The organism is Mobilisporobacter senegalensis, from assembly GCF_003752155.1.
Classification (GTDB): Bacteria; Bacillota; Clostridia; order Lachnospirales; family Lachnospiraceae; genus Mobilisporobacter; species Mobilisporobacter senegalensis.
The window spans coordinates 406,324-420,180 of the sequence record NZ_RJVG01000001.1 but is presented as its reverse complement, the minus strand read 5'-3'; the positions used below and the strand labels follow the sequence as shown (position 1 = coordinate 420,180).

The 13,857-nt window shown below is 32.3% G+C and carries 13 protein-coding genes; all 13 read left to right on the top strand.

Features of this window, described 5'->3' with window-relative positions:
• Positions 1-65 precede the first annotated feature (65 nt).
• The 13 genes from EDD66_RS01920 (at position 66) to EDD66_RS01860 (ending at position 13,669) form a co-directional block, all read left to right on the top strand.
• Complete coding sequence (locus EDD66_RS01920; RefSeq protein WP_123607856.1) at positions 66-503, top strand: hypothetical protein; 438 nt, start codon at positions 66-68, stop codon at positions 501-503.
• On the top strand, positions 503-805 hold the full coding sequence (locus tag EDD66_RS18985) for a leucine-rich repeat domain-containing protein (RefSeq protein WP_123607855.1): 303 nt from the start codon (positions 503-505) through the stop codon (positions 803-805). The genes EDD66_RS01920 and EDD66_RS18985 overlap by 1 nt, the downstream gene beginning before the upstream one ends.
• Positions 806-880: 75 nt before the next feature.
• Positions 881-1,372, top strand: coding sequence for a leucine-rich repeat domain-containing protein (locus EDD66_RS01910; protein ID WP_123607854.1), 492 nt, complete (start codon positions 881-883; stop codon positions 1,370-1,372).
• 326 nt (positions 1,373-1,698) lie between these two features.
• A complete protein-coding gene (locus EDD66_RS01905) occupies positions 1,699-3,828 on the top strand; it encodes a protein kinase domain-containing protein (protein ID WP_123607853.1) in 2,130 nt (709 codons plus the stop codon).
• A 149-nt stretch (positions 3,829-3,977) separates the two neighbouring features.
• Positions 3,978-4,832, top strand: a complete 855-nt coding sequence (locus EDD66_RS01900) for an FHA domain-containing protein (protein ID WP_170164211.1) — start codon at positions 3,978-3,980, stop codon at positions 4,830-4,832.
• Between the two features lie 16 nt (positions 4,833-4,848).
• Positions 4,849-5,895 carry an AAA family ATPase gene (locus tag EDD66_RS01895; protein WP_123607851.1) on the top strand — a complete coding sequence of 349 codons (1,047 nt, stop codon included), beginning with the start codon at positions 4,849-4,851 and terminating at the stop codon, positions 5,893-5,895.
• An 11-nt stretch (positions 5,896-5,906) separates the two neighbouring features.
• Positions 5,907-6,161, top strand: coding sequence for a ubiquitin family protein (locus EDD66_RS01890; protein WP_123607850.1), 255 nt, complete (start codon positions 5,907-5,909; stop codon positions 6,159-6,161).
• A gap of 12 nt (positions 6,162-6,173) precedes the next feature.
• Entirely contained in the window at positions 6,174-10,757 is a 4,584-nt protein-coding gene (gene essC / locus EDD66_RS01885; RefSeq protein WP_170164210.1) for a type VII secretion protein EssC, read from the top strand.
• Between the two features lie 11 nt (positions 10,758-10,768).
• On the top strand, positions 10,769-11,086 hold the full coding sequence (locus tag EDD66_RS01880; protein ID WP_123607848.1) for a WXG100 family type VII secretion target: 318 nt from the start codon (positions 10,769-10,771) through the stop codon (positions 11,084-11,086).
• Between the two features lie 26 nt (positions 11,087-11,112).
• The gene (locus EDD66_RS01875) at positions 11,113-11,568 is read left to right on the top strand and encodes a hypothetical protein (RefSeq protein ID WP_123607847.1); all 456 of its coding nucleotides are present in this window, start codon (positions 11,113-11,115) and stop codon (positions 11,566-11,568) included.
• Between the two features lie 33 nt (positions 11,569-11,601).
• On the top strand, positions 11,602-12,930 hold the full coding sequence (locus EDD66_RS01870) for a tetratricopeptide repeat protein (protein ID WP_123607846.1): 1,329 nt from the start codon (positions 11,602-11,604) through the stop codon (positions 12,928-12,930).
• Entirely contained in the window at positions 12,927-13,310 is a 384-nt protein-coding gene (locus EDD66_RS01865) for a WXG100 family type VII secretion target (RefSeq protein ID WP_123607845.1), read from the top strand. The genes EDD66_RS01870 and EDD66_RS01865 overlap by 4 nt, the downstream gene beginning before the upstream one ends.
• A gap of 68 nt (positions 13,311-13,378) precedes the next feature.
• Positions 13,379-13,669 (top strand): WXG100 family type VII secretion target, encoded by a 291-nt coding sequence (locus EDD66_RS01860; protein ID WP_123607844.1) that lies wholly within the window; start codon positions 13,379-13,381, stop codon positions 13,667-13,669.
• Positions 13,670-13,857: the final 188 nt, after the last annotated feature.

The following is a 13,857-nucleotide window of genomic DNA, read 5'->3' as shown; positions in this document are numbered from 1 at the left end:
GGTAAGGCCTATAATTCGTATAAAGCATATCTTAAAATGATGAAGGATGCAATGGGGGATAATAAATGATAAAAAAATATGTTGTACTAATTATAATAAGTATGCTTGTAACTGGATGCAGTAATGAAAGCTTTGATAATTCAAGAACAGACAGAGTGAATCAAAACACCCAAAATGAAATATCTTACGATGAGGGAGATACTTCACAAGTTGTATCTGAAAAAAGAAAAGTTGACTTTTGGGATGATCAATTTGGATATCAGATTACAGGAAAGTCAGAAGTTTATATTGCAGATGTACAGGATGGACAAGATGGTGCAACACAAATATACGGTGAGGAATATCCGAATGGCTTTGGAATAAAAGACATAGTAGAAGCTAATATTCCAGAGGAAGTAGTTTACAATAATAAAATTTATACTGTAGTTGGGATAGGGCTTAACTCCTTTACAGGTTGTGATTATTTAAAAAGTATAAAAATGTCTGATACCATAATGATTTAATTAACTTAAATAAGATACAATTACCTAATTCCTTACGGTGGATAGGTGATTCTTTATTATCATATAATAAAAAAGTAGTTAAAATAGAAATACCAGAAAACGTTGAAACGTTGGGGGGGTGGGCATTTAACGATTGCAGTAACTTAGAAAAAGTTACAATTTTATCTAAAAATCTAAAGTTAGGAAAGTATGTATTCCAAAATTGTGATAGTTTGAAAAAAGTATATGTCCCAAAAGAAAGCCTGGATTATTATAAGGATTGTTTTGCAGAGTATGACTTTGAAGTATTAAGTATTGAGTAATACCTAAGATGGTAAGGTTTATAATTCATATAAAGCATATCTTAAAATGATGAAGGATGCAATGGGGGATAATAAATGATTAAAAATTATATTGTAGTTGGGATAGGACTTAATTCCTTTACAGGTTGTGATTATCTAGAAAGTGTTGTTATGCCTGATGCAGTAAGATATGTGGAAGAGAGTGCATTTCTTTCTTGTAGGCTATTAGAAAAAGTTAAATGGTCATCCAGCCTTGAAAGTATTGGCAGAAATTCGTTTTCATTAAAACTAATAAAAGAAATTAAGTTACCAGATTCTTTGAGAAAATTAGGGGAATCATCATTTTCATTTAATGATAAAATTACCGAAATAGTTATTCCTAAAAATGTAGAAGCAATTGGAAATTACGCATTAAGTGATTGCGATAATTTAAAAATAGTGACATTGCTTCCCCCAAATATGGAAATCGGAATAGATATATTTAGTGATTGTGTTAGTTTAAAAAAGGTATATGTCCCAAAAGAAAGTCTAGATTATTATAAGGAATGTTTTAAGGAGTATGATTTTGAAGTACTAAGTTTAGAATAACCGTATAAGATAAAGGCAATATTTATACTAAATAAAAAGCAGAGAAATCAATATATTTTTAAATAATAATATTTGATATAGGAAGAATAAGCCAGCCAATATAACTGAATAAAGTGAAAAAAGTCAGTGATTTTCCATTAGAGAACTCACTGACTTTTTTATTTGTATAAATAATTTCTTGCCTTAATTAGGTGATGTTAGATAAATATTTAATCATTCAATAATTCCCCATTATTATTCAAATTTCCGCTTGACATATATAAAGCAATTAGGTGCACACTAAAATTGGAAATAAATTTATTTATAAGGGAGTTAATAAGTCAAATATGGATATGAATAAATTACATGAATTTGAACCGTTTTGGAATAGCTGGTACATAGATAGTTTAATTGGGGAAGGTAGTTTTGGAAGTGTATACAAGATTGTAAGGGAAGAGTTTGGGCAAAAATATTATGCTGCCCTTAAAGTCATATCAATTCCAAGGACAGAGAATGAGATAAAACAAGTTTATTTTGAAGGTATGGATGAAGAAGATGCATCGGATTATTTTAGGGAAGTAGTAAAAGATATTTATGAAGAGATTGCGCTGATGTCCCAGTTAAAAGGGAAAACTAATATTGTCAACTATGAAGACCACCTGATAATTGAACGTAAGGACACTGTAGGATACCACATCTTTATCCGAATGGAACTGCTTCAAAGTTTAAATGAATTTGCTATCAATCGTAACCTTTCCAATGAAGAAATCGTACGAATGGGTAAAGATATCTGCAAGGCACTTATTTTATGCGAAAAGAATGATATTGTACATAGAGATATTAAACTGGATAACATTTTTGTGTCAAGTGACGGAGATTACAAGCTGGGGGATTTCGGAATAGCAAAGCAAATCCATAGCGCAGAGTTAGGACTATCCATAAAAGGTTCCTATGAGTTTATGGCTCCTGAGGTTTATCTGGGCAAGGATTATGATTATCGGGCAGATATTTACTCGTTAGGGATTGTACTTTACTCCTTTCTAAATGGAAGAAAGATACCTTTCCTTCCGGCTGATTCTTCCACAATAAGACATAGTCAGCGTCAGGAAGCCTTGCTTAGAAGGTTTAAAGGAGAAGATATGCCGATGCCGGCTTTTGCCTCAGATACATTGGGCAAAGTAATATTAAAGGCAATCGCATTTAATCCAAAGATACGCTATGAAACAGCAGAAGAGTTCTATGAGGCGCTAAATTCTTTAGAGGCATTGGACTTGATTATAGAAGGTAACACTGGGACGAATAAAAATTATAAGAAAATAGATGGAATGAGCTATACAGAGGCAGATGAAGCAGAGCTCTCTTCTTTAATGAATAGAATATCATTAATTTCAGAAGAAGACATAGGCCCTACGGTATCACTTTCAGGAAGTGAACTGGAGGAGGATTATGAAGAAGATATCAAGGTAATAAATCTACGAAACAAATTAGATATCTCAGAAGAAGATCCAAAGAGGGATATACTGAAAGAAAAGCAAAAAGATCAGGGGAAGAGTAATAAGATAAAAAAACAAAGGAGACCAAAATTAAAGAATAAAAAGAAAATCAACAAGATACTACAATTTGATAATCAAACGGGTGAAAAAGCCAACAAACACATTGAAAAAGTTAATCAACATATTGATAAAAAGGACATGAAACATATTGACAAAGAGATGGGGGCACAGGACATTGATTTTAATCTGACTAAGAACGAGCAAAATTCATTTCAAATTAAAAGATCATATATTATTGCTTTTATTGGAATAATTACGGCTGCAGCCATATTCATATTCTTTAATATATTTTCATCAATTCATTATATAAACAAAGAGAACAAAGATGAATCATTTGATAAAGTTTCTCTTAATGAGCCTATAAAACCATATGAAATTAATATGAGTGATAAAGGTCTTACTAATATTGTGAATTCAGAAGATCTTAATAAAGTAACTATATTAGATATAAGCAATAACAAAATTAAGGATATAGAACCTCTTGGGAATTCTCTATATTTAGTCAGCTTAAAGATTCAAGGTAATAATATTAGCGATATTCATCCTGTTGGTAATATGACAGAATTATCCTATTTGGATGGATCTGATAATCATATTCAAGAGGTTGAAGCATTGTCGGAATTAAAAAAATTAACAACTCTTAAGTTAGGAAATAATGAGATATATGATATAGAAATTCTTTCAAAATTAGTTAATATGAAAACCCTTCATCTAAACAATAATTATATAGATGATATTACAGTATTAAGTGAATTGAAGAAATTAAAATATTTAGATTTAAGTAATAATGAAATAGATGACTACACACCTTTGTATGAGCTGAAAGAATTGGATGTGCTGATATTAAAAAACACTTCAATATCCAAGAAAGAACTGGGTGCATTACAAAAGAAGTTACCTGATTGCACAATAAAAAGCAAATAAATATTTTAATAAGTACAAGCAGGAAAAATATTGAAAAATCTCTTGACAATATTATTGTAATTAGGTGCACACTAAATTTGTAAGAAAATTGAGAATATAAAATTTCATATATAAAATGTTAAAGTTTTATGGAGAGAGGGTACATAAGAATGAATAATTTTCAGATGGATCAGATAATAGAAAAAAGAGGGCCTCAGTATTTAAGCTTCTTATTTGAAAAAGAAGATTTATTCTCCCACACAGGCTATAAAGTATTAGGCAACCAGCAGACAAAGGGGATTGTCCCATGCTGCCTGGTAAATATGAATGGAAAAAACAAACTGTTTTATGATTTATATTCATATAAACCTTTAAAAGTGCTTTTACCTTCCTTAGATTCAGATAAATATATCGCCATAATATTAGACTATTTAAATAAAGTGAGACAGATCACAAACAATGGATTTATTCAAATTGATAAAATAGGCTGTTCTCCTGATTATATTTTTGTTGATAAAGAAAATAGAGCAGCTCTGATATATTTTCCAGTGAATATAGAACCAGGTCAGGACAGTTTCCGCATATTTAATGAAAATGTTATGAATATGGTAAAAGAAGCATCAGAGGGACATGAGAATTTAGATGATAACAAATTAGCTAAGTTTAGTATCGAACTTAGTAACCGTCTTGATGTATTCGAGGGGGATGGAATAAGAGCAATTGAAGCAGAGGCGAAACTGGTAAGAGTGGGAAAGAAGGCTCAGGATATAATAATCGATAAAAGTGAAATTGTGATTGGTAAAAACAGAGCTTTAGTGGATGTGGTAATTTCTTTCAATCCAGCTATCAGCAGGAAACATTGCAAGATTGTATATACAAACGACAGATATCATGTAATGGACCTGGGGAGCGCAAATGGTACATATATTAACGGGGTACGTATTAAAGAGCAAAAATTATTCCCAATTGAAGTGGGAGATGAAATTCGTCTTGCCAATTGCACCTATGTGTTAAAACGTATATAAGGATGGAGGAAATAAGATGAGTAATATTACAATTGCTTTAATAGATACAGATGAGTCTTATTTGACTCCCATAGAACTTAAATTTATTCATAGTTTTGGAGATCAGGCCAAATATATAGTGATCACAGATATTAATTATCTGGAACAATTTTTTAGTAAGCCACAAGATATAGATATCATGGTAATAGATGAAAAATTATATGATCATTCCTATGACAGGCACAATATAGGCAAGATATTTTTGCTTACCGATGATAGAGAAGATCAAAATACAGAAGAATGCAGCAATAGAATATATAAATATTCAAGCGATGTAGAGGTCTTTAATCAGATCATTACAAATTCCCCTATTGATAAACTAAATTTAGTGAAAGATAAGGAAACAAAGGTAATCATGGTATATTCTCCCATTGGAGGAAGTGGTAAAACAGCATTATCCCTGGGAATATCCAGTGCATTGAGTAAGACTCATAAGAAGGTACTATACATAAATACAGAAACAATACAGAGCTTCTTTATTTATCTGCAGGATTTTCATTTTCTAAGCAATGACAAGCTACATAACTTTTTTACGAAAGACGCAGATATTATTTCATTTTTAAGTGAAGTAATTGAAAATGAATTCTTTGATTATGTTTTACCAGTAAGGCAATCCATATCTTCTTTAAACATTCAGTTAGAACAATACCAGGAATTAATTGAAAAATTAAAGGATATTAAACTTTACGACTATATTATATTGGATACTTCAACGGAATTTAATGCCCAAAAAACGAAACTAATGGGGCGTTGTAATAAGATAATTCTCATTACAGGAGAAGATAGTTATTCAAAGTGTAAAATAGCCAGTTTCCTTGAAAATATTGATTATGGGGGATTTAATCGTTTCATTTTTGTATCTAATGTATGGAATTCACAACCCAGTGCAAAGGCTGTTAATATGGATCCTAATAAGAAATTCACAGTAAGCGAATATATTCAAAAATGGGAGGATTCTAATAATGTAACGATTTCCATGCTAGGAGATAATGTGAATTATAACAATATTATTAAACTATTATAAGGGGAATCATAATGGTAAAAGAACGAATAGAAATTATGCTGATAGTGCATAAACAGAAGAAACAATATTATATTGAGGTACCGATATCTATTACTGCCAATGATTTAGTTCTCGCATTAAATCAGGCTTATGCCCTTGGTATAGATACGGATGACATTACCAATTGCTACCTTAAGGTAGAAAACCCAATCGTATTATTAAAGGGGAATAAAACAATTGGAGAATATGGCCTTAGGAATGGGTCAGTGATTCATTTTACGAATTAGGGAGCGATGATAATGTTAAAGAATAATTTTAAGATAATAATTTATGGAAATAAAATATATCGAGAGATTGAACTATCTGATAAAACAGAAGATATTATTATGATCGGGACAAATAAAGAGTGTCAGGTCCGATTCAATAGAGATATGTTTTTTGATGAGTTCAGCCTGTATTTAAAAAGAATGAATGGCAGTTGGAATCTTTCATGTAACGATACAGTGTATATGACTCAGGATGGATTTATGAAAGAGAATTCCCATACCCTGAATTATGGGGACGTATTACAAGTGAAATATCAAACATTTAATAAAGAAATATTTCAGATAAGTTTTATCGTGAATTTTGATCAGATAAAGCAAAATTATGAAAGAGTCATTGATATTTCCAGTAAGGCACAAGTAAGTATCGGTGGTATTAAGACCTGTGATATTTTTTTAAATGATAAGAGTACGGGAACGGACCAGATTATTCTGTCACGAGTCGAAAAAGGGTATACGATTACTGAGGTCAAGACAACCTACGGTGTATATGTGAATGGATATAGAAGAAATAAGTCTAATGTCTCAGATTATGATTTCTTTATGTTAGATGGTTATTATTTCTACATCAAAGAGAACAAACTTTATACATCCAGAAGTGACAAAGTTATAGTTAATAATCTGGACTTTGATGATATAACAGATCAGAAGAGTGCCCTCAAATATCCTTATTTTAATAGAAATACCAGGGTGAACTTCGAGATTCCGGAAGAAGGAATAGAAGTATATCCACCAGAGAATAAACCTACAAAACCTAAAAAGAATATTATATTAACATTAATTCCAGCTCTTGCCATGCTTGCATTGGTAATTGTGGTCAGAGGGTTTATGGGAGGAGGAGGCAGTTTTATCATTTATAGTGTCTGCTCCATGAGTATTGGTATCATAATGTCTGTTGTTACATATTTAGATGATGGAAGGCAATACAGGAAAGATGTTAAAAAGCGTGAAGAGAAGTATTTAGAATATATTAAAGAAACAGAAGATAATATCCTTCTATTAAGAAATAAAGAAAAAAATATCTTAGAGAAGATATATACTTCCATGGAAGATAATATAGGAAAAGTGGAGGACTTTGATCGCCAGCTTTTTGAAAAAGATAAAAATGACAAAGATTATCTTTCTGTACGGATAGGATCAGGTAAAATTACTGCACATTGTGAAACAAAATATACGAAACAAAAATTCAAGAATACCGAGGATGAATTAGTGGACATCCCGGAGCAGCTGGAAGAAAAGTACAAATTTATAGAGGATGCTCCAATTATATCCGAATTGGGTAAATCAAATGCGATTGGAGTAGTTGGGGATAAAGACAGGTTATATGAACTGTTGAAAAATATAACATTAGATATTGTAATCCGCCATTATTTTAAAGAAGTCAAATTATATTATATGTTCTCAGAACATGACTTGAATAAATTTGAATGGATACATTGGCTGCAAAATGTGGATAATGAAGATTTAGATATTAAAAATTTCATGTATGATGAAGAAAGCTGCAATATAAATCTGGAATTTCTATATTCGGAACTGGTGAAAAGACAAGCAATGTTAAAAGAAAAAGAGATAGTATTTGATACTCATTTCGTTATATTTGTTTTTGATTCAAGTATGATTGCCAGACATCCGGTAACCAAATATATACAAGATGCAAAAGAACTAGGGTTCACATTTTTATTTTTTGAAGAATATAGAGAGTTTCTTCCAAAAGGCTGTACAGAGATAATTGAGTTGGATGTGGCTGAAAACAAGGGAATATTAACTCTAAGCAATAATGGGGAAGAATATCTCAATTTTGTATATCCAAGGGTCATGGACCAGGTTGCAAGAAATTTAGCAATTAAATTAAGCAGTGTATATATAGATGAAGTTAACCTGGAAAGTGAATTAACTAAAAATATATCACTGTTTGAAATGCTGAATTTAATATCCATAAATGATTTAGACATTAAGGAAAGATGGAGCAAATCAGAGGTCTATAAAAGTATGTCAGTTCCATTAGGAGTAAAGAAAAAAGGAGAATTGGTGTATCTTGATATTAGTGATAAAGCATCTGCTCATGGACCCCATGGTTTAGTTGCAGGAACAACAGGTTCCGGTAAAAGTGAGATTATCCAAACTTATATTTTATCACTGGCAAGTTGGTTCCACCCACATGATGTTGGTTTTGTAATTATTGATTTTAAAGGCGGTGGAATGGCAAATCAATTTAAGGATCTTCCTCATTTGATAGGAACCATCACGAATATTGACGGACGGGAAATAAACAGATCTTTGCTTTCCATTAAATCCGAGTTAGTGAGGAGACAAGAGGCGTTTGCGGCACATAATGTAAATCATATTAATGATTACATAAAATTAGTTAAGGAAGGGAAAGCTTCCTGTCCGATGCCCCATTTAATTATGGTAGTGGATGAGTTTGCTGAATTAAAGAGTGAATATCCTGAATTCATGAAAGAAATTATTAGTGCAGCACGTATAGGCAGAACTTTAGGAATCCATCTGATATTAGCAACCCAGAAGCCTGCCGGGGTAGTAGATAACCAGGTTTGGAGTAATTCAAAGTTTAAATTATGTCTGAAGGTTCAGACAAGAGAAGACAGTATGGAAGTTATAAAAACTCCGTTAGCAGCTGAGATTGTGGAAGCAGGAAGAGCCTATTTTCAAGTTGGAAATAATGAGATATTTGAGTTATTCCAATCTGCATATAGTGGAGCAAAAGTATTTGAATTTGATGGGCAAATAAACGAAGTATATGAAATATACCAGAAGAACCTTTGGGGTAAAAAATCGTTAGTATACACAAATAAGACTTCAAGGGAAGAGAAAAAATCCAGGAATCAATTAGAGACAATGGTGGATTATATCAGTAACTATTGTGATGACAATGAAATTAATCGATTACCGGGAATTTGCCTTCCACCCCTTGAAGATATCATATATCTTTCTAATATTAAACAAAAAAATCAAGAGAATATTCAGGATGGTATCAGCATCTCAGTTGGTATCTTTGATGATCCTGAATTACAGTTACAAGAAGAGGTGTCACTGAATTTCTCAGAAAACAATACTTATATCGTTGGTTCTACTCAAACTGGAAAAACAACGCTATTACAAACTATTATTTATGCATTAATGGATCAATACACCCCTGAACAAGTAAGTATGTATATAGTAGACTGTGGAAATATGGCATTAAAAGTTTTTGAGGAATCGAATTATGTAGGTGGAGTTGCTTTAGTATCTGAAGATGAAAAAGTAATAAATCTATTTAAGCTGTTGAAGAATACAATCGAAAAAAGAAAGGAAAGATTTGTGCAAAAAGGCCTCGGAACCTATAAGGCTTATATAGAAGCAGGATATAAGGATTTGCCACAAATCCTGGTATTTATTGATAATATTGCAGTATTTAAAGAATTTTATGGCTTTCTGGATGATACATTTCTTAGTCTTTCAAGAGAAGGACAAAGTGTGGGCATTAATTTAGTTGTTACTTCTACCTTGACTTCAACGATTGGATATAAAGTGATACCTAACTTTGGAACTAAAATTGCTCTATATTGCAATGAAAAAGGGGAATATTCCAATCTGTTCAGTCGTTGCCGCATGGAGCCTAAAGAAGTGCCGGGAAGAGGTCTATGCTTAATAGATAAGCGTATTGTAGAGTTCCAGACCGCACTGCCTGTAAATGAAACAAAAGAATACCTCCGGGTAGCAAGGATGAAGGAATTTATTGAATTAAAGAATGGTCTTTATCCAAATAGTAAAGCAATACCAATTCCTATGGTTCCAGGCATTATAACAAGGTCAGAATTAAAAGCTCAAAGACCGGATCTGTATGAAGCACCTTACACTATACCGATTGGTATTGAATATAATACGGTATCTTACAGTACTATCAATCTCTTAACTCTTGGAGTATTTGCAGTGATGGGAAGAGAACAAAGCGGAAGGACGAATTTTGTGAAACAGATCCTAACAGCCATAGAGAAAGACATCTTTAAGCACTATACGGAAGTTTATCTCTTCGATAGTGGAGAGAGGGAATTCGATAGTGTAAAAGATTACAATATTGTTAAGGAGTATAATATCGATCATAGCAATGCAGAAATAATCTTTGAGAATATTATGGAAGAATTAAGAAGGCGAAAAGAACTGGCTTTAAACCGTCCTGAGAATAAGTCAATTGAAGATATTCTAAAAGAATTACCACTTCAGCTAATAATTATAGAAAATGCAATGCTAGTAAAAAGTATTAATTCAGATAAAAAATTAATGGAATTCATAAATACATGTTTTAAAGACCTCAAGAATATGAAAATCTGCATTATATTCTCCAATATTGAGAATGCCCAGGTAACCTTTAATGCCGGAGAATTACATAAGATGTTGAAAGAGAATAAAAAAGCGATTGTATTTGATGATGCAATTAACTTTAAATTCTTTGAACTTTCTTTGAAATTGCAAAAAGAATTTACTAAAAATATTGACACAGGTGATGGATACCTGTGTATGGGAACAGAGATTACTAAGATAAAAACAATTCTCAATGAATAGGAGGAAAATATATGTCAGAGAGCAGTATAAGGATGGAATTAGAAACAAAATACCTGGAAGATGCAAACAAAGATTTTCTAAAAACATTAAAATCCTTAGAGGACATAAAGAAAGATATTGAGGATAATGTCAACCTTTTATATGACGTGTGGGTAGGCAAATCCCGAAATGAATTTGAACGTCAGTATAATTTACTATTCAGTAAGATATCTGATATCAAAGATTCTTTAGATGAGATATACAACATGATGGTAGCAGCACAGACATCTTATGATGAAACAGATGATGATATCAGACAAAAGATTGCCATGGGATCCCAGCAATCATAATTTGTTCATGTAAAGGAGGTGTTATTATGTATAGTTCATCATATTATAGCAGGTTAATCTCTGAGGAGAAATCTAAATTAGAGAAATATAAAAAGCAAAGAAAAGAGTTGAATGGTGTTAAGGAATGGATACAAAACAAAAGTAACTATGAATTGCTTAGGGCAAATAATAAGATTACAGAAGTAAAATCAGAAGGCACTTCAGCCATCAGACACGATGTGACGGTAACGAATCATATTGAAGATATTGAAGAGGCAAAAGAAAAAAACTATGAGAGAGATAAAAAACTTTCTGGTACCTATAGTGCCCTATCTTCAGAAATAAATGATTTGGATACTAAGATAAGAGATTGCGAAAATAGAATCAGGGAATTGGAAAGACTTCGACAAGCTGCAATTGAAGAAGAGCAGAGGCGTGAACGGGAAGAAGCAAGAAGAAGGGAAGAGGCAAGGGCAGCTTCCACCCGGAGCCCGTGGTATTAAAATGATAAAACATCATCTGGTAAAGGAGTAAATATGGACAAGCTAGAAGAGTTAAAACTACAGGTAAAGGAATATAATGAGCAGGCACTGGTATTACAAAACAACGGAAAACCAGAGGAAGCATATGAATATTACGATAAGGCAAATGCACTTGATTCCATGTACATAGAAACTTATATTAACCGGGCAAACCTGTATTTAAAAAACGAGAAATACGATGAAGCTGAAGTTAATTATAAGAAAGCATTAATGATTAATAAAAACGATGGAAGAATCTTTTTTCATTTAGGTAATCTCTCGGTACTTAAAGGTGATACCAATGCTGGAATAGAATATTATAATAAAGCTATTTCATTAGGGTATGTTGCTGCCAGACTTTTTTATAGTATGGGATTGATATATGAAGAGACGAAAAATACTGATTTGTCTTTAAGGAATTTTTCTAAAGCGATTCATTTAGATGGTAATGTTCCTGAATACCGGATTCATAAGGCATCACTTCAAGTGACATTGGGTATGTATGAAGAAGCGCTAACCACATTAAAGGAAACCACATCATATCTGCCTGATGTATATGAGGGGTATCATTATTCATTTGTTATATTGTGCTCATTAAAAAGGTTTGAAGAGGCCAAAGATATCATAGATAAAGCATTATCATTGTTTCCGGGAGATCCAGCTTTAGTTTTAGACAATATAAAGTACTATACTCTTACTTCACAATATGATAAAGCACTGGAGATGATTGCAGAAGCCAGAAAAATGGAGGGATATCAGGCAGTAGAATTGGAACTGTTAATTGAACAGGGAAAAGTTTATATGCTGCAGAATGAATTTGAGAAGGCAACAGAATATCTGAGAAAAAGTGAAGAATTAGTGAAAGATGGAGGAGAGAATGCAGAAGCACTATTTTTGTTAATGCTTATATATGCTCATAATGAGAAGTACGAGCTTTTATTAAAATGTGCAGAAAGACTTTCAGAAATGAAAACAGATAATTCATTTGAACGCGCTGCATTTTATTATAAACCGTATGCTTTGAACAAAACAGGTAAAAAGGAAGAAGCAAAAAAGTATTACAAAGAAGCAATCTCATACTATAGATCAGCAACCATTAAGGAACCAACATTAGTAGATGCTTATCTGTTTCGGGCATTATGCCATAAAGAACTTGAAGATTATGTCAAGGCGCTGGAACTAGCTGACTATGTTGGCATGCTTTTAGATTCTTCTGAAGTTCATATGGTAAAAAGCGAAATTTATCATGCTATGAAAGATATAGAAATGGCAAATAAAGAAAAGGATATTGCAAAAAGTATAGATACTGGTGCAGTGAAAAGAAGAGGGGAGGAATTGGTATGATAGCGTATGAAGGAAATAATAGTTTTTGCTATGAGACGGAAGTTTTTGCTCAGGCGTCAAAAGCTTTTAATGATTCTGCAGCCACATTAAAAGAAATGAAAGATAATTTAGTTACCAGGATAGATGATTTACGAAATATAGGCTGGAAATCGGATGCAGGTAATTCTTTTTTCGAAATCATTGACCACAACTGGTCAAATGATATTGAAAGATATGTAGATTTAATGGAAGATTTATCAACAATGATCACATATGCGATCCAACAGTTCGAATCAGTCAGTGAGCAGGCGAAATCAATTAAATATGAAGAGAACCTGTCAAGACTGTCTGATATTCCTTCTGAAAAAGTAGGAGCGAAGTCTTTAAGAACAAAATATTAAGAAACACAATTACTTCGGTATAATCCCCAAAGGGTTATTATACATAAATAATTTAAGGAGGTATTTATATGGCAAGTATTAAAGTAACACCAGAGGATCTAAGTATTCAGGGAAAATCCATTGTAACAATGGGAGAGGAACTTGCAACAATGATGACAACTCTGGAAACCACAATTAACACGGTTATCGGTGAATGGGATGGTCTTGCTCAGGATGCTTTTTTAGAAACTTATAATGGAATGAAAGATACATTAAAGAAGTTTCCTGAAATAGTGAATGGCATTGGTTCTCAGGTAGTAAGTGCAGCAGATGCATTTGAAAAAACTGATTCCGAATTGTCCGGTATATTTAAACAATAAGAATCGTAATATTCTTATTAAAAGCACGGTAAGACTGGCAGAATGACTTATATAATGAATGGTTATTCTGCCAGTTTTATACTATCAGTATATAGGTAATTGAGAAACTCTTATTTAAGCTTAAGAACACGTTGGAGCAATCATAGACGATTAGGAGTTTTGAAATTAACTAATCATAGAGAGTAAGG

What these genes read in the sequence shown, in the direction of transcription:
- EDD66_RS01920 (WP_123607856.1), top strand. Translation starts at nt 66, where the DNA reads ATGATAAAAAAATATGTTGTACTAATTATAATAAGTATGCTTGTAACT.
- EDD66_RS01910 (WP_123607854.1), top strand. Translation starts at nt 881, where the DNA reads ATGATTAAAAATTATATTGTAGTTGGGATAGGACTTAATTCCTTTACA.
- EDD66_RS01905 (WP_123607853.1), top strand. Translation starts at nt 1,699, where the DNA reads ATGGATATGAATAAATTACATGAATTTGAACCGTTTTGGAATAGCTGG.
- EDD66_RS01900 (WP_170164211.1), top strand. Translation starts at nt 3,978, where the DNA reads ATGAATAATTTTCAGATGGATCAGATAATAGAAAAAAGAGGGCCTCAG.
- EDD66_RS01895 (WP_123607851.1), top strand. Translation starts at nt 4,849, where the DNA reads ATGAGTAATATTACAATTGCTTTAATAGATACAGATGAGTCTTATTTG.
- EDD66_RS01890 (WP_123607850.1), top strand. Translation starts at nt 5,907, where the DNA reads ATGGTAAAAGAACGAATAGAAATTATGCTGATAGTGCATAAACAGAAG.
- essC (WP_170164210.1), top strand. Translation starts at nt 6,174, where the DNA reads ATGTTAAAGAATAATTTTAAGATAATAATTTATGGAAATAAAATATAT.
- EDD66_RS01880 (WP_123607848.1), top strand. Translation starts at nt 10,769, where the DNA reads ATGTCAGAGAGCAGTATAAGGATGGAATTAGAAACAAAATACCTGGAA.
- EDD66_RS01875 (WP_123607847.1), top strand. Translation starts at nt 11,113, where the DNA reads ATGTATAGTTCATCATATTATAGCAGGTTAATCTCTGAGGAGAAATCT.
- EDD66_RS01870 (WP_123607846.1), top strand. Translation starts at nt 11,602, where the DNA reads ATGGACAAGCTAGAAGAGTTAAAACTACAGGTAAAGGAATATAATGAG.
- EDD66_RS01865 (WP_123607845.1), top strand. Translation starts at nt 12,927, where the DNA reads ATGATAGCGTATGAAGGAAATAATAGTTTTTGCTATGAGACGGAAGTT.
- EDD66_RS01860 (WP_123607844.1), top strand. Translation starts at nt 13,379, where the DNA reads ATGGCAAGTATTAAAGTAACACCAGAGGATCTAAGTATTCAGGGAAAA.